The sequence below is a fragment of the Alistipes sp. ZOR0009 genome, from assembly GCF_000798815.1.
GTDB lineage: Bacteria > Bacteroidota > Bacteroidia > Bacteroidales > ZOR0009 > Acetobacteroides.
Genome location: NZ_JTLD01000007.1, coordinates 18,267 through 35,593 on the forward strand (window position 1 = coordinate 18,267; position 17,327 = coordinate 35,593).

Below are 17,327 nucleotides of genomic sequence, written 5' to 3' on the forward strand. Positions count from 1 at the left end.
AAACTACAATATATTTAACATTACCGAGTATTGCTTTCAATAAAAAAGGATCATATATTAAGCTTATAAAAACAGTAAAAACAAGATGTATGTCTAGTATCAGAGAATTCAAAGCGGATATCAACTCACTTTGTGATAACGTTCAAAATGAATGTTACGTAGAGCTTATGTTTGGGGTAAGTAACGAAATAGAACTGGTCTGGAGTATTATGGTAAGATGCGAAAAGTTAAAAGTAGAAACTCTTCATAAAATAAACTCCAAAGAACCTAAGAAACTTTCTAAGAAACAAAGAAGAGAACACTACAAAAAGTTAGTTGACGACTTTTATTCTCAAACTATAGAGCTTATCGAAGATTTAAACTCTATTATTCCTTAAAAAAAACGGGTACTATATTTTTTCATTTCTTTTGCTAGCAACTTTGCATTACCATTCGTAACATGATCAAGGAGCTTCCAGAACTTAGGTCCGTGATTTTTTTCGACGGTATGGCAAAGTTCATGCAAAATAACATAATCAATAAGATTATCAGGGATATTCATAAGATAGACACTTAGATTAATATTATTAGCAGATGAACAGCTTCCCCACCTCGACCGTATTTTCTTAATAGCCAACTTATTAAATTTAAATCCATACTTCTCCGCGAGCATTCCAATTCGTAGAGGAAGCACGTCCTTTGCTTCGAGAACCCATGCTTGTTCGATCGCTTTAGCCACAAAATTTTGAACAGATAAACTCTCTATTTCGACACTTTCAGGAACTGTTATAATAATTTTATCCTCACTAATTTTTGCAGTAAGCTTACTCGATGCTAAGTTATGCTTAATGAATAAAAGGGTTCTTGTTTTTGTTGAAAAAGATGCGGTTTCAGAAAAAACAGTCTTCTTCGATTCCAACTTTGCCATTTTACCCTTTGCCTTTTCAATCCATTCAGTTTTTTGCATTACAAAACGCTCTGCATCTGAGTAGCTAACTGCATATGGAACAGTTACAACTACATTTCTAAAAGGCTTCACTACAATAGAAACACGTTTAATGCCCTTTTTCTTAAGATATTGAACTTCGCCTATTTTTGAATAAACAACAATCTTTTCGCTAATCTTATCCATTTATCTTTGAGTAATCCATCCATCAAACCCTAAAGATTTTACCCGAGCCTGCTCTGCTTGGGCATCTTCATATGTTTTAAAATCCTTCGAAATAACCGAACTTTTTTTATTTTTAGTTATAATCTTCCCTTTTATATTCTTTTTAGATAGAGTTTGTAGGTGTTTTTCTGCATTTTCTACCGTGCCAAAAGATCCTAAGACTAGAACATAAACTTTTTTCTGAAGAAGCTTGCCATCATCATTAGCCACCTTCTTATCGGTGGATTTTTTTACAACTTCCTTTTTAGACGGATTTGTCTCTTCTTTTTTATCTTTCTTCAGTTTTTCAGGGGCTTTTACTGTTTTTTCAACTGTTGCAACAATCTCCTTGTCTATTGCAGATTGGATTTTTTCTTGTTTCTCGAGCTTATCCTTTTCTGCTTCGATCTGTTCAGGCTCTAAAGGATCCAGTATTATCTTAGGCTTAGATGCATCTGTATTGGTACCAACAATATCACCCCAGAATACATTAACAATTAAAAGACTTACGATCAAGATTAAAAAAACGACAAACAAACTTCGCGAAAACTTTCTAGAAGGAGGCACATTATTACTGCTTCCTTGTATAAAGACCTTCTCTTCTTTCTCTCTTTTTTCCCGAATTTGGCAGTTTTGTGATGTTTGATTAACTAACAGGTCATCAGGTTGCGCCTCTACGGCAACTTTGATCTCTTCTTTTTCTTTTGCAGGAATAACAACATCTAGATCAAGACTATCTGTCTGCAATGTTACTTGATCTACAAAACTATCCGAAGACGAAACCTGCTCCGAATTGTTAGACACTCCTGCTAGTTCTGATCCAACATGTGGCGGCTTATCTACAGAAAAAGCAGCATTCCCCTTACCGTCTTTGAAAAAGTAGCCTAATCCATCTATCTGAAAAACAGACTCATTATCAAAAATAGCAATCTTTATTTTTTGAATAAAATCCGTCAACTTCGCAGATGCTTCATCTTTATGAATCCCCTCTGCATGAGCTAATTCGGATTCTAAAAAACCATCATTATATCTTAAAAATGGGCTAAAGGTTACATTTTCCTTTGTTATTATGGGATTCAGGGAACTATCCTTTATTAGAAACGCCCCAAAATCGGGAATTATCACCCTTTTCCCTTGAGATACAATTGATTTTATGACTGTTCCAACCATAGCTATTCTCTTCCTTATAATAGCAAAGTTATCTTTTATTTCATTTTATTACTACTTCTTTTTAGACAACACCAGCTAAAATTTTAATGTATTCAACATTTTTCGGGTATATTTGCCGCCGCTTAACAAAAAAGATATGTATGATGGTTAAAAAGTCTCTGGTTTACGCGACTTTAATGTTCCTTGCGGTAAGTTCATTTGCCCAAAATAGTGAAATAAAAGTAAAGTTTTCTGGATTTGTAAAGGCTGATTACTGGATAGACAATAGGAAACACACCACAGGAGTAGATGGGCTGTTTGTCTACTACCCTACTGCACCTGATTACGATGCTAATGGAAAGGATATAAATAAGCAGGTATCGTTAAATGGATCTGCCCTTTCAACAAGAACTCGTGTTAACATTACAGGACTAGATGCTTTCGGAGCCAAAACAGCAGCATGCATAGAAGGTGACTTTACGGGAACTAACGATGTAGCTCTTTTTAGAATTAGGCTTGCCAACGTCAACTTTAACTGGGGAAATGCCAATTTACTTATTGGTCAAGCATGGCACCCCATCTGCATCCCCCAATTCTTACCACGAGTACTATCTTTAAACACAGGTGCTCCGTTCCAATGCTTCAACCGAAATCCCCAGCTTACCTTTACATACAGCTTTAACAATGGATTCAAGATTTTAGGATCGGCAAACTGGCAAAGTGGGTATGAAAGTTTTGGACCTGCAGGGAAAAGTTCAATTTATCTACGCAATGCTTCTATTCCAAACCTTGATTTTCAAATTAGTAAAGCATTTGGCAAATCGACAATGGGGGTAGCTTACGATTTCAAGTCGCTTAGACCGAATATCTTTAACACAAACGCTGCTAATCAAAAATACACAAACAACAATACAGTTAAGTCAAGTTCATTCCTTGCCTATTACAACTACACCTCTGAAAAATTATTTCTTCTAACCAAGGCGCTTTATGGACAAAATCTTTCTGAGCACCTAATGCAAGGAGGTTATGGCGTTTCAAGTACAGATCTTGCAACTGGAATACAGTCGTACAGCCCATCTAAAATAGCAACATTCTTATTTAATGCATGCTATGGAACAACCTATAAGGTTGGTGGTATTGTAGGGTATCTTAAAAATTTAGGTTTTACAAAAGATATAACAATCACCTTCGGGAGAGACTTAAATCTAGAAAGTTTAATTCGAATAGCGCCAAACTTCACCTATACTTGTAAAAACTTGTCGTTAGGATGTGAGGCTGAATACAACCGTGCTGCTTGGGGAACAGTAGACAACAGCAACAAGGGGAAGATTAAAGATGCAAAATCCGTGAATGGCTTTCGCTTTTTGACGACTTTACAATACAATTTCTAACAGATAATCCAATAATATTTTTTTCTTTGCATAGAATTAACAAACTATCCTCAAAGCCAGTCATGACAAGAGATAACACAAGTGCAGTAGCAAGAAAGTATGCCTTTTACGGCTTTTCAATCGGATTTGGGATGTGGATTGTGGCTCTGATGGTAGAGGCATTAATCTCAAAGCAAGCATTCAACGGTGGATTATTCTGGAATATCCACAAAGGGAATGTTGCGTTTTTCTTCATTGATCTTATTCCTTTTATTCTTGGTTATGGAGGTTACCGATTAGGGCTGTTTACAGAGCGTAAGAGCAAAGAAATTGAAGCTATTACGAGCAAAAACAAGCAACGAAATCGAGCCCTAATCGATATTGTAGACAACTTAAAGTGCGGTAATTTTGATGTAAGCAACGATCTTCAAACTCAAGATAAGCTGATTAATTCTATTTTAGACTTGAGAGACTCCCTAAAAAGCAGCACAGAGGAAGAAAATTCTCGCAAAAAAGAGGATGAACAACGTCACTGGGTTGCGCAAGGACTTGCCAAGTTCGGCGAAATTCTAAGAGCGAACAATGATAATATGACAGAGTTGTCGTATAACATTATTAGCCAACTTGTAAAGTACGTTTCGGCCAACCAAGGAGGGCTATATCTTGCGTCTGAAAACGATTTAGGCTCTCCCGTTTTTGAGATGAAGGCATGCTACGCTTACGAACGCCGTAAATTTGTAGACAAGTTCATAAATTTTGGAGAAGGGCTAGTCGGAGCCTGCGCTAAAGAAGCCAAAACAATCTATTTAAAAAAAGTTCCGGATACCTACCTTAGCATAACCTCAGGTTTAGGACAAGCAAATCCCAACTTTCTGCTGCTTGTCCCCTTAAAGTTTAACGACGAAACCCATGGTGTACTAGAGGTAGCATCCTTCAATCAGTTTGACCCTTATGTTGTCGAGTTCATTGAAAAAGTAGCAGAAAGCATCGCATCTACCATAGCCAACGTAAAAATCAACCTACGCACAGCAGAACTTCTTCGAGATTCGCAGGAACAGGCAGAAATGCTATCATCTCAAGAAGAAGAAATGCGACAAAACATGGAAGAACTACAGGCTACACAGGAAGAATCTGTACGTCAAGCAGAAAAATTCCATGGCTACATGAATGCGCTAGATGGAGTACTTATCCGTGCAGAGTTTGATGCAGAAGGTAACCTTATTTCAGCAAACGACAAGTTTATTGAAAAGATAGAAGCCCCTCATTTTGATGACATTTACGATAAAAACATCACCTCTTTCGTTCATTCTGATGCTCTATCTGAATTCAGACAAAATTGGGCTAAAGTCGTTGCCGAAAACAAATGGATTGACGGAGAACTAAAATGCATAAGTTACATTGACAAAACCATTTACCTATCTGCAACATTAAGCAGAGTCAATCGTAACGATGGAGAAATGGAAAAAGTGCTCCTTCTTGGGATAGATATTACCGAAAGAAAAAAGGTTGAGTTCGAATCTAACACCATCATATCCGCAATCAGCAATTCTCTTTTAAAAGCAGAGTTGTCAACAACTGGAGATATGCTAGCAATAAACGAGCAGCTCAGGAAAGAACTCGCATTAGAAAACTCAGGAGTTATCCATAACATCAATGATTTTATTAACGAACTAGACAAACCTGCCTTTGAAAAGGCTTGGATGCGACTAATAAACAATGGAATATACGAGGGCGTTGTAAGTTTTACCAGCCATGATAACCAAAGTAAAGCCCTTGATATTAATCTAATTGCGATAAAAAACTTCAACGATGACATTGTAAAAATAGTTCTAATAGGTACTGATAAGTCGGCCATAAAAGCAGTTGAAGAACGCTATGAGCAGCTTAACGAAAAAGCCGAACAGTTGGAAGAAACCCTTTCTAAAACAGATGAAGAGCTAAACAAAAGAGTCCGTGAAGTTCGTGAACAGCTAGCTGCCCACTACAAAGAAGTAGAACGCATTAGAGTGCGCAACGATAAAACGGTTGATAACGCGCCTCTTGCGATTGTCGGATTTAACGCTCAAGGTGTCATTGAGATTTTCAACAAAAAGGCCGCCGAAATTTGGGGTTATCAGCCGAATGAAATTATTAACCTCCCAGTAAGCAAACTCTTCCCAAAAGAGCATGTACAAGGAGATGGCTTTGTTGCAGCAATTTGTGACGTAGACAGAATTAAACCTATTTCGCAAAGGGAAATTGTTGAAATTATTGACAAGAGCAACAATAAGGCAAATGCATTTATAACATTAGCAGATGCTCGTGTTGCAAAAGATCATAATTATGTCGCTTATTTTGAAGTTTCAAGCAACTAGTAAACAGCAATATTAGGATCAAAAAATCAAAAATAGTTTAGGGTGAGACATGAAATCTCACCCTATTTTTTTGAATAACGCCAATGGTTAGTATCTTTGTCAAAGAACAAAGATTTTGGACAAAGAATGGGAGAGTTTATCGTATCGGCACGCAAGTATCGTCCTGCTAGTTTTGACACCGTTGTTGGTCAAGGCTCAATCACATCGACCCTTAAAAACGCCATACAACGCAAGCAGCTTGCTCATGCCTACCTATTCTGCGGGCCACGCGGGGTTGGGAAAACCACCTGCGCACGTATTTTTGCAAAAACGATCAACTGCTTCAGTCCAACCCAGGAAATGGAGCCTTGTGGAGAATGTGAATCGTGCAAAGCCTTTAACGAAGGTCGTTCATATAACATTCACGAACTTGATGCTGCATCAAACAATTCGGTTGACGATATTCGTACAATAACAGATCAGGTCCGAATCCCCCCTCAAATAGGAAAATACAAGGTTTATATCATCGATGAGGTACACATGCTGTCCTCTGGTGCATTTAATGCATTCCTTAAAACATTAGAGGAACCGCCTGCTCATGCAATTTTTATTCTTGCAACAACTGAAAAGCACAAAATATTACCAACCATCCTTTCTCGCTGTCAGATTTATGATTTTAACAGAATGGGGATTGATGATACGGTTAAGTATCTATCCAAAATAGCAGGAAAGGAAGGCATTACCTTTGATGAAGAGTCGTTAAATATCATTGCACATAAAGCAGACGGTGCGATGCGCGACGCGCTATCCATCTTTGATCAGGTTGTTGCCTACTGTGGAACACATTTAAGCTATGCCAAAGTAATTGAAAACCTAAATGTGCTCGATTACGATTACTACTTCCAGCTAACCGATGCCTTTCTTGCCAAAGATCATGTAAAAGCCCTAGTCCTTTTTGATGATGTACTAGCGAAAGGGTTTGATGCGCTACATTTTATCATAGGATTAAGCGTGCATTTTCGAGATTTATTGGTTTGCAAAGATCCTCAATCAACCAAGCTACTCGAAGTTGGTGCCAGTATTGCCAATCGCTACAAGGAACAGGCCGCGAAATGCGCCATTCCATACCTTTATGAGGCACTAGCAACAGCCAACCGCTGCGATGTCGGATATCGATCTAGCAGCAACCCTAGACTTCATGTAGAGCTTACTCTTCTTCACCTTTGCTACATCGGTGAAGAAAAAAAAAATTAGACAACGAAATTTAGGTGAATTAATGGGCGGGATTCTGCCTACCCTTACACAAGCAAAAGAAGCAACACCAAACCAAACTCAGCCGAATTCGAACGTAGCGGCTCAATCATCGAATTCAACACAAAACCTTACATCAAAGCCATCAAGGACTGCTCTTCCATCCTTAAAACGAACACCCTCGTTTTCGGTGAAAAATGCTATGGCTGGCAAAGTTTCGGCTCCTTCTGCTGAGAACCAAGTTCAACCAAATACAACAAACTCCAATAATTCAAGCAACTACGACGCATCTGAAGAAGACGAAGATAATTTCGAAACAACGTTTGAGGAAGTTGAGCTGAATTCCAAAAATTTGGAAAATGCATGGAGTCGATTTGCAGATCATATAAAAACAGCACGTCCCCGTATTTACCATACGCTACAATCGACAAAGCCCAATCTTATTGATGATACTTTGGTTACTTTTGATGTAGTTAATAGCTCCCAAAAAGAAGACCTTACCAGCATCAGCAACGAGTTAGTCAACTTTCTAAGACGTTCATTAGGAGCTCCTATACTTGAATTAGAATTTAACGTATCTGACACCGAAAGTCAAAATGCGCGACCATATACCGTTGAAGAAAAATTCAAGCATATGATCGTAAAAAACCCAGCCCTTCTAAACTTAAAGCAGGCACTAGGTTTAGATTTCGAATAAAAGATCTCCCCTCCATTTAAAAAGAATTAACGTATAGCCCATTAACAATTCACAAATAGCTCCATTCTAGAGCTATTTTTACTATCTTTGGTGGCGCTTACTTTAAGCGTATACATTAAGTGCTCAATATTAAAACATTATAAACGTAATGAGTGTAATTAATTCTCTTTTAAAAGCCTTTTTTGGAGGGAGCAAGTCAGAGCGAGACATTAAGGAAGTAATGCCTTATGTGAAGCAAGTGATTGAGATCTACCCTACTCTATCTCAAATAAGCAATGATGAGCTTCGTTTGAGAACTCAAAGGCTACGTGAGATTATCAGAGAACGAATTTCTGGAGAAGAGGACGAAATTTCGAAGCTAAAAACTCAGATGGAGTCAAATGAGATTAGCATCGAAGAAAAGGAAACCGTATATAACCAGATTGATAAGCTTACCAAACAGGTTGACGAAACTATAGAAGTTGTGCTAATGGAAATTCTTCCAGAAGCATTTGCCATCGTAAAAGAAACCGCACGACGCTTCAAAGAAAATACCTCTATTGAAGTAACTGCAACGGAGTTTGACCGTAATCTTGCTGCAACAAAAGAAAGTGTTGTAATACAAGGAGACAAAGCAATTTGGGCTAATAGTTGGATTGCAGGGGGTACCATGATCACGTGGGACATGGTTCACTACGATGTTCAGCTAATTGGGGGTGTTGTTCTTCACAAAGGAAAAATTGCGGAAATGGCAACTGGTGAAGGGAAAACGCTTGTTGCGACTCTGCCTGTATTCTTAAATGCTTTAGCCGGAAAAGGAGTACACGTAGTAACTGTCAACGACTACCTTGCCCGTCGTGACTCGGAATGGATGGGACCTATTTACGAATTCCATGGCCTATCAGTAGACTGTATTGATAAACACGAGCCACATTCTGCAGCACGCCATGCTGCCTACAGCTGCGATATTACCTTTGGGACAAACAACGAGTTTGGTTTTGACTACCTTCGCGATAACATGTCCTTTAATCCCGAAGATTTAGTTCAACGCAAGCATCATTTTGCCATAGTCGATGAAGTTGACTCCGTATTAATTGATGATGCCCGTACACCACTTATCATTTCAGGACCAGTTCCTAAGGGAGAAGATCAGCTATTCAACGATTTTAAGCCTTTCGTAGAAAGACTTTATAATACACAACAAAAGTTAGCAACCCAACTTCTATCAGATGCTCGTAAGCTCATCTCTGAAGGAAAATCAGAGGAGGGAGGAAAGCTACTTCTTAGAGTTCACAAGGGGCTTCCTAAATACAAGCCATTGATCAAGTTCCTTAGCGAAGCGGGAACTAAGCAGCTGCTGCTTAAAACTGAAAACTACTACATGCAGGACAATAACAAGCAAATGCATCTAATTACAGATGACCTTTACTTTGTTATTGATGAAAAGAATAATTCTGTAGAATTAACAGACAAGGGAATTGACCTAATTTCTAAAACTGTTGATGACAAGCATTTCTTCATACTTCCTGACATAGGAAGTTCCATTGCAGATATGGAAAAATCCATACAGGATCCACAAGAAAAACTTGCCGCAAAAGACAGCTTACTTGCCGATTACGCCATCAAGTCAGAACGAGTACATACCGTAAACCAGCTTCTTAAGGCTTACGCAATGTTCGAAAAAGATGATGAATACGTAGTTCTAGACAACAAGGTCAAAATTGTAGACGAACAAACAGGTCGTATACTAGAAGGACGCCGTTACTCTGATGGCTTACATCAAGCGATTGAGGCAAAAGAAAATGTAAAGGTAGAAGCAGCTACGCAAACATTTGCAACTGTTACCTTACAAAACTACTTCCGTATGTACCACAAACTCTCGGGGATGACAGGTACAGCAGAAACAGAAGCAGGCGAGCTTTGGTCAATCTATAAGTTAGACGTTGTTGTAATTCCAACCAATCGCCAGATTCTTCGTAAGGATATGGAAGATATGGTTTACAAAACCAAAAGAGAGAAGTATAATGCAGTAATTGATGAGATTGATAACCTGACCAAACAAGGACGCCCTGTGCTTGTGGGTACAACTTCCGTTGAAATCTCAGAGTTACTCTCTCGCATGCTTAAGCTTCGAGGCATAAAACACAACGTACTGAATGCCAAGCAACATCAGCGCGAAGCCGAAATTGTGGCGGAAGCAGGTCGCTCTAGCCAAGTTACCATTGCAACCAACATGGCAGGGCGTGGTACAGATATCAAACTTACAGCAGAAGTTAAAGCAGCAGGAGGTTTAGCCATCATAGGAACAGAACGCCATGAGTCCCGTCGTGTAGATAGGCAGCTTCGCGGTCGTGCTGGTCGTCAAGGAGACCCTGGTACATCATTATTCTACGTTTCGTTGGAAGATGATTTGATGCGACTATTTGGATCTGATCGTATGTCAAAAATGATGGACAGATTAGGATTAAAGGAGGGTGAAGTTATTCAGCACTCTTGGATTTCTAAATCTATCGAACGAGCACAAAAGAAAGTTGAAGAGAATAACTTTGGTATCCGTAAGCGTCTTCTAGAGTATGACGATGTAATGAACTCCCAGCGTGAAGTTATTTACACTCGTCGCCGTCATGCCCTTTACGGAGAGCGTATTGAAGTTGATATCGACAACATGATGAGCGATTTTTCTGCAACCCTTGCAGATCAGGCTCATGATAAGATGGATTTTGAAGACTTCCAGCTAGAGTTAATTCGCTTACTTGGAATTGAGACTTCTATCCAGAACGAAAGCGAGTACAAATCGCTGGGACAGAATGAACTTGGAGACAAAATATACGATGATGTAAAAACGGTTTACGAACGTAGAACCGTTCAGGTTGCTCAGCAAGCATGGCCTGTTATTAAGGATGTTTATGAACACCAAGCAGCACAGTATCAGAATATTGTTGTTCCTGTAACCGATGGCCATAAAGGTTTTAATGTTCTTTCGAACTTAAAAAAAGCGTACGACACACAAGGCAAGGAAGTTATCAAGTCGTACTCAAAAACCATCATGCTTGTCACAATAGACGAACACTGGATGGAGCATCTTCGAGAAATGGACGAACTTAAGCAGTCGGTTCAAAACGCAACCTACGAACAGAAAGACCCTCTATTGATTTACAAGTTTGAGTCATACAACTTGTTCAGAACCATGCTTGAGAAAGTTAATAGAGATGTGCTCTCCTCGCTGCTACGTGGACATATTCCTTTTAGAGAAAACGATGATGAGCAAAAGGAAATGCAACAACAGCGCGAACAAAAAGCGAAAGTGGATCTCAATAGGTTAAATACCAGCAGAAAAGACATTAGTTCTGGCGCAAGTGAGCCAAAGCATAATGAACCTATAAAAGTTGGCAAGCAAATTGGAAGAAATGATCCCTGCCCATGCGGTAGCGGCAAGAAGTTCAAATCTTGTCACGGCAAAAACGAATAATTCCACAATATGTGTAGCGACCTGTAGAAAACAGGTCGCTTTTTTATTCCCATAATGTAGAATTTAATCAACATAACTCAACTGAAATAGCAGAAGATTTACAGTGCAATTATTTTTTTAAGCCTCTAAATTTATGATACCTAATAAAGTGGATATACTATCGATCAAAAAAAGTATATCTAGTAAAAAAGGCATAATAATTGTACTTCTTTACACAAAGAGAGTTTAAAATTGCCCCATTTTTCACACAACAATAAAATAGCAGGGAGTCAGAATGACAACCTGCTATTTTTCTTTTCTATAAATAAAAAAGCACGCCTATTTCACAATAGTCGTGCAGTTCCAAATAATAAAATTACTTGCTTATTACAAACTGAAAAAATCTTCTGCTATTTTGTCTGCGTCAAATTTATTTTGACAGATTTATCTTTTGTTGTCCAATTAATTAAATCTGTAGAAATAAAGACCTCTGATACTTCATATTTATTTTCAACCTTATAGATTAAATGTGCTGTAGCCAGTCCGGTTTGCTCATCTTTGGTTACGTCCATTTTTTCTATTGCAATCTTACAACACTGCTCATCACTAGCATTTTGAGTTACATCATTATCTGTTCCTATTAAAAGAGGTAAACACTCTCCCTTACTATTGGAATGGAACAAAACCTTTAAATTTGCGTCATTTAAAGACTTTCTAATAAAATAAGCCTCGGTTCTACTTAGTTCTGCACTTGCCGATAAACCTACCAGTAGAAATAAGCCTACAAATAACATACTAACTGCTCTCATGATTTCCCGTTTTTTTATTTGACTTAACTACACGTTAAACCAAGTATAATAGTCACAACTAAATGGGAATACCGCGGTTATTTTTGCCTAAATTGTGCGCTTTTATATTAGTTCAATCATAAGACGTGATTAAAGTAGATTCGTTACATACTTGATGTCAATTATCAAACTCATTAACAACTATCACCTGATATTAGCTTCCATTAAATAAAAAAAGATAGCCTGTGCTAGACTATCCTTTTAAATATACACTCCGCAAAAATTTATTTTCCTTTTTTCTCCATCATTTCTATCAAAGCAAACATCTCATCTCTATATCTGGCAGCATCTATAAAATTCAGCTCCTTAGCCGCTTTTTCCATGCTTTCTTTTGCAGATTTGATTGATTTTTCAAGATCCGCTTTTGCCATATACTTAACAACAGGATCAGCAGCCATACTAACCTTGCCTGGTTCAATATATGCATTTGCTTCGGCTTGCTTATTCAGTAAATCACCAGAAAGAGCACCTTTAGATGATTTATATACTTGGCGAGGGGTTATCTTATGATCAATATTATATTGCGCCTGCTTCTCGCGCCTTCGGTTGGTTTCATTGATCGTTTTCTGCATTGCATCGGTTATCTTATCGGCATACATTATAACCAACCCATTTAAATTACGAGCCGCACGCCCTGCTGTCTGCGTCAAAGCCCTTGCCGATCTTAAAAAACCTTCCTTATCGGCATCTAGGATTGCAACCAAAGAAACCTCTGGTAAATCTAGCCCTTCTCGAAGAAGGTTAACCCCAACCAGCACATCAAATAACCCAGCTTGAAGATCTTCCATAATTTGGATTCGTTCAAGCGTCTCTACATCCGAGTGGATGTAACGAGTTCTAACATCCATGCGAACGAGATACTTTGTCAGCTCCTCGGCCATACGCTTAGTAAGGGTTGTTACCAGCACTCGCTCTTCTTTTATAATTCGCTCGTTTATTTCTTCAAGCAGGTTGTCAATCTGATTCTCGGTTGGTCTAACATCTATAACAGGATCAAGTAATCCTGTTGGACGAATAACCTGTTCCACAATTACACCTTCAGATTTTGTAAGTTCATAGTCTGCAGGAGTAGCGCTTACAAAAACTGTTTGCCGAACCAATCCCTCAAACTCATCAAACTTCAAAGGACGGTTGTCAACTGCAGCGGGAAGCCTAAAACCATATTCTACCAAATTACCCTTGCGGGAAGCATCGCCTCCATACATAGCTCTTACTTGAGGGATTGTTACATGACTTTCATCAATCACAATAAGAAAATCTTCAGGAAAATAATCGAGCAAACAGAAAGGGCGCATACCAGGTTTTCGTCCATCAAAATAACGAGAGTAGTTTTCTATTCCAGGACAGTAGCCCAGCTCTTTAATCATTTCTAAGTCGTACTCCACACGCTGTTGCAGCCTTTTAGCTTCCATGCGTTTACCTATGCTATTGAAGAACTCAACCTGCTGAAAAAGATCATCCTGAATTTGGCGAATAGCATTGTTCATTCGTTCCTTTGTCGTTACAAATATATTGGCCGGATAGATAAGTACCTCATCTGGCTCATCAATAATAGTCCCAGAAACAGGATCTAGTATTTCCAGCGTTTCTATTTCGTCTCCCCAAAATGTAACACGATAGGCATAGTCCGCATATGCCAAAAATATATCTACTGTATCTCCTTTTACCCGAAATCGGCCCTGCTTAAACTCAACTTCATTCCGAGAGTAAAGAGCATCAACCAAGGCATAAAGCAACTTGTTTCTACTTAACAGCTGGCCCCTTTTTAATTTTATGGTCGTTGCATGAAAATCTTCAGGATTTCCAATACCATACAAGCACGACACAGATGAAACCACAACAACATCTCTCCTACCCGAAAGCAACGCAGAAGTTGTACTTAGCCGCAGCTTCTCCAACTCGTCATTTATAGCTAAATCCTTCTCTATATAAGTATCTGTCGTTGGTAAGTAAGCTTCAGGCTGATAGTAATCGTAGTATGATACAAAATATTCAACCGCGTTTTCGGGGAAAAACGTTTTAAATTCACCGTAAAGCTGGGCCGCAAGGGTTTTATTATGGCTTAGGATGAGCGTTGGCCGATTTAACTGAGAAACAACATTAGCCATTGTAAATGTTTTCCCAGAACCAGTAACACCTAGAAGCACATTATACCTTGTGCCACTACTGATATTCTCTACCAGCTGACGTATTGCCTCTGGCTGATCGCCCGTTGGTTTAAACTCGGATGTAAGTTTAAAATTCATTGCTACTTCGATATCTGATACGCAAAGGTAAACAAATGAACTCTATATTATGTACGCAAAAGAATCTAGGCTTACCATAACCATTATTTTAGAACATAATCTAAAGAGACTACCTTTACTTCTGTTTTACTACATTAATAACCAATCACTCCATTCAACAAAAAGATCTGCAAACAATGCTGTTTCCTGTCTACATTTTGGTATTTTTGCGCCAGTTTTAACAGGAATCACGACTTTAATGGAACTATTTACCCTCTTTGCCCTTGCTATTGGACTTTGTTTTGACACTTTTGCCGTATCCGTATCGAGCGGACTCATGAAGCGAGAAATCACATTTAAACAAGCACTCCGAATTGCGATTGTTTTGGGCGCATTTCAAGGAATTATGCCTGCAATCGGATGGTTTTTAGGAATCAGCATCAAAGAATATATAGAACAATGGGACCATTGGATTGCTTTTATTCTTTTAGGTGCTCTTGGTGCCAAAATGATTTTAGAAAGCATTGGTAGCAAAGAGAATAAAAATTTCGATCCACTAAATATGAGAGTTATTGTTGGTATGGGCATTGCAACCAGCATAGATGCGCTTATAGTTGGCGTTAGCTTTGGAATGTTTGAAGTAAACCTTCCCCTTGCTGTGGCTGTAATTGGAGGGGTTACCTTCTTAGCCTCAATGCTCGGAATTCTATTTGGGAAAAAAACTGGTGAACATTTTGGAGAAAAGATTGAGATGCTTGGAGGGATCATCCTGATCCTTATAGGCAGCAAAATTTTAGTAGAGCACCTACTTACCCGATAACTTCAAAATATGGGTAAATTAGTTAGATTTGCTAAAATTGAAATTTGAAATCTAAAAATAGCATTCCGACAATATGTTATCATGCATAACCAGCAACCTAACCGCACCTTACGACATCGCATTGTAATCCTATCTAAATATTATGGAAAACAATGCCGCATTATCGTTTTTACGACCCTTGCAATAGCGATTATTGCCATCTCCATAATATTTATTTCAAGACATCATTCCAACACGACAACAGCTAATCGACAAACTATTGACAGCCTAATAGATTGGAATGACTCCTTGTATGAAAAATCTCCCATCAAGGCATATCAAAAGATAGAGATGGCCAAAGCGCTGGCCAAAGATCCTGAAACATTAGGAGAAATATACACCAAAGAAGCTTCTTTTGAAAAATATATTCATCAATACAAAAAAGCCGAAAAATGTTACCACCTTGCTGTTAAACAATATAGCATAAATGGTAGTGACAAAGAACTGGCAGACTCCTACTTCAAGTTGGGAGACATCTATAAAAAGTTAGGAGAGTATTGTTTAGGCTTTAGGGTTACTGTAAAAAGTTTAAATATCTACCTCAATTTAAAAGATTTACAAGGACAAAGGCGATGCTATAATAACATAGGAAGTTTTTATAAATACTTAGAAGACTACCCCAGAGCTTTAGAATTTTACCAAAAAGCTCTCAGAATTAGCCAAGATCTCAAATATGAGTCTGGCATTGCATCTGCCTTTAACAATATCGGAACCATCTATTCAGCACTAAACCAGCAAGATTTAGCCCTAGAATTTTATGCCAAAAGCATGAATACAAATGCGGCTAAAAAGAATGCCCTCTCTAAGGCCATATACTACGGAAACGTTGCAGGAATATATACCAAACAGAAGCGATTCCCTGAAGCGCTACAAATGTTCCTAAAAGCGCAGCAGCTTCTTAAGACGTCCTTTGAACCTAGAAACTTAGCTTCTCATTATATTGACTTTGGAGAATACTATGAAAATACGGACAACTTGGATTCTGCCATAATAAATTATAAAAGAGCCCTTTTTCTTGCAAATGGATACAACTTTAAAGACAGAGTTGCCGTAGCCTATCAAAAACTTTCGTCTGTATATTTAAAACAAGGGAACTACAAAGCTACAATAGAAGCAAAAAATGCTTACTTAAAACTTAGAGAAAAGCTTCTGAACAACCAAAAGTCGTTAGAAATAGCTCGTCTGGAAACTGACTTTGAAGCAAGTAAAGACATTCTCGAAAAGGATAATGCTAAGCTCAAATTCTACCTACTTCTCTCAATTCTTCTCATTACAACTGCAATTGCGATTTTTATGGTCTTTTATCTTCGCAAAAAATACAGAACGGTAGTATCAAAGCAGCTGCAAATTCACCAAAACCTTGTAAATGAGAAGGAAATTGTAGAGAGCGATCTCAGCGAAAAAAATCGGGAATTGGCGCTTTATTCTCTTCAAAAGATTCAGCAAAAGGAGACAAACGAGGCTCTGATTGAAAGGTTGAAGGCTAAATTTAAGGGATATTCTTCCGATATAAAGCAAGAGATAGGTTCTATTATTAACGAGCTAGAGCGAGAAAGCAACCATCAGCACATTTGGGAAGAGTTTGAACACCGCTTTATTTCGGTGAATCCAGAGTTTTATACTAAGCTCATGGAGAATTTCCCTGATCTCACCCAGAACGAAAAGAGAATTTGCGCATTCATTAAACTTAACATGACCACCAAAGAGATTTCGACCATTACAGGGCAGACTCCTCACAGCATAAATGTAGCACGTACTCGACTTAGAAGGAAAATTGGCATTACGAACAGCAGTTCAAGTCTAAGCGACCTCATCAACTCAATATAATTACTGATAATCAGAATAAAAGCAGGCTTTGTATCATAATTGTATTATAATACAAGGCCTGCTGTATTACTATTGTTACCCATCCAATTAACTGTTGATAGTACTAATTTAAAATATTTGTACCGCAATATTTCGGAAGTCAAATGAGTTTAAAGAGTCGAATTCCGAGTAGCAGTTTGTTGGTTTTTATAGCTCTAATGCTAAATCTGGAA

General features: G+C 38.3%; 11 protein-coding genes and 1 pseudogene. 8 read left to right on the top strand and 4 right to left on the bottom strand.

The features are described from left to right. Positions 1 to 89: 89 nt before the first annotated feature. Positions 90 to 377, top strand: coding sequence for a hypothetical protein (locus tag L990_RS02650; protein ID WP_156121293.1), 288 nt, complete (start codon positions 90 to 92; stop codon positions 375 to 377). Here L990_RS02650 and L990_RS02655 read toward each other — a convergent pair. Both L990_RS02655 and L990_RS02660 read right to left on the bottom strand, forming a co-directional pair. Then, on the bottom strand, positions 374 to 1,111 hold the full coding sequence (locus L990_RS02655; protein WP_052180663.1) for a M48 family metallopeptidase: 738 nt from the start codon (positions 1,109 to 1,111) through the stop codon (positions 374 to 376). The two genes, L990_RS02650 and L990_RS02655, sit on opposite strands and share 4 nt — an antisense overlap. Next, entirely contained in the window at positions 1,112 to 2,299 is a 1,188-nt protein-coding gene (locus L990_RS02660) for an SPOR domain-containing protein (RefSeq protein ID WP_047445259.1), read from the bottom strand. Between the two features lie 140 nt (positions 2,300 to 2,439). Here L990_RS02660 and L990_RS02665 point away from each other — a divergent pair, with 140 nt between their 5' ends. From L990_RS02665 to secA, 5 genes and pseudogenes are all read left to right on the top strand, one after another. Then, the gene (locus L990_RS02665; RefSeq protein ID WP_047445261.1) at positions 2,440 to 3,669 is read left to right on the top strand and encodes a hypothetical protein; all 1,230 of its coding nucleotides are present in this window, start codon (positions 2,440 to 2,442) and stop codon (positions 3,667 to 3,669) included. A 62-nt stretch (positions 3,670 to 3,731) separates the two neighbouring features. Then, entirely contained in the window at positions 3,732 to 6,002 is a 2,271-nt protein-coding gene (locus L990_RS19015) for a PAS domain-containing protein (protein WP_052180664.1), read from the top strand. A gap of 126 nt (positions 6,003 to 6,128) precedes the next feature. Further along, positions 6,129 to 7,223 (top strand): annotated as a pseudogene (locus tag L990_RS20585) (DNA polymerase III subunit gamma/tau); the annotation flags it as partial. A gap of 34 nt (positions 7,224 to 7,257) precedes the next feature. Next, positions 7,258 to 7,929, top strand: coding sequence for a hypothetical protein (locus tag L990_RS20590; protein WP_156121295.1), 672 nt, complete (start codon positions 7,258 to 7,260; stop codon positions 7,927 to 7,929). A gap of 148 nt (positions 7,930 to 8,077) precedes the next feature. After that, positions 8,078 to 11,377, top strand: a complete 3,300-nt coding sequence (secA, locus tag L990_RS02680; protein ID WP_047445263.1) for a preprotein translocase subunit SecA — start codon at positions 8,078 to 8,080, stop codon at positions 11,375 to 11,377. Positions 11,378 to 11,766: 389 nt separating this feature from the next. Here the strand turns inward: secA and L990_RS02685 are convergent, their stop codons facing one another. Beyond that, positions 11,767 to 12,165, bottom strand: coding sequence for a hypothetical protein (locus tag L990_RS02685; RefSeq protein WP_047445266.1), 399 nt, complete (start codon positions 12,163 to 12,165; stop codon positions 11,767 to 11,769). Positions 12,166 to 12,428: 263 nt separating this feature from the next. Continuing rightward, entirely contained in the window at positions 12,429 to 14,450 is a 2,022-nt protein-coding gene (gene uvrB / locus L990_RS02690; protein WP_047445268.1) for an excinuclease ABC subunit UvrB, read from the bottom strand. A gap of 238 nt (positions 14,451 to 14,688) precedes the next feature. On the opposite strand from uvrB, the gene L990_RS19580 reads away from it, so the two are divergent. Beyond that, on the top strand, positions 14,689 to 15,249 hold the full coding sequence (locus L990_RS19580) for a manganese efflux pump MntP family protein (protein ID WP_047445270.1): 561 nt from the start codon (positions 14,689 to 14,691) through the stop codon (positions 15,247 to 15,249). An 81-nt stretch (positions 15,250 to 15,330) separates the two neighbouring features. After that, positions 15,331 to 17,115, top strand: a complete 1,785-nt coding sequence (locus L990_RS02700; protein WP_047445272.1) for a tetratricopeptide repeat protein — start codon at positions 15,331 to 15,333, stop codon at positions 17,113 to 17,115. The last annotated feature ends 212 nt before the right edge of the window (positions 17,116 to 17,327 follow it).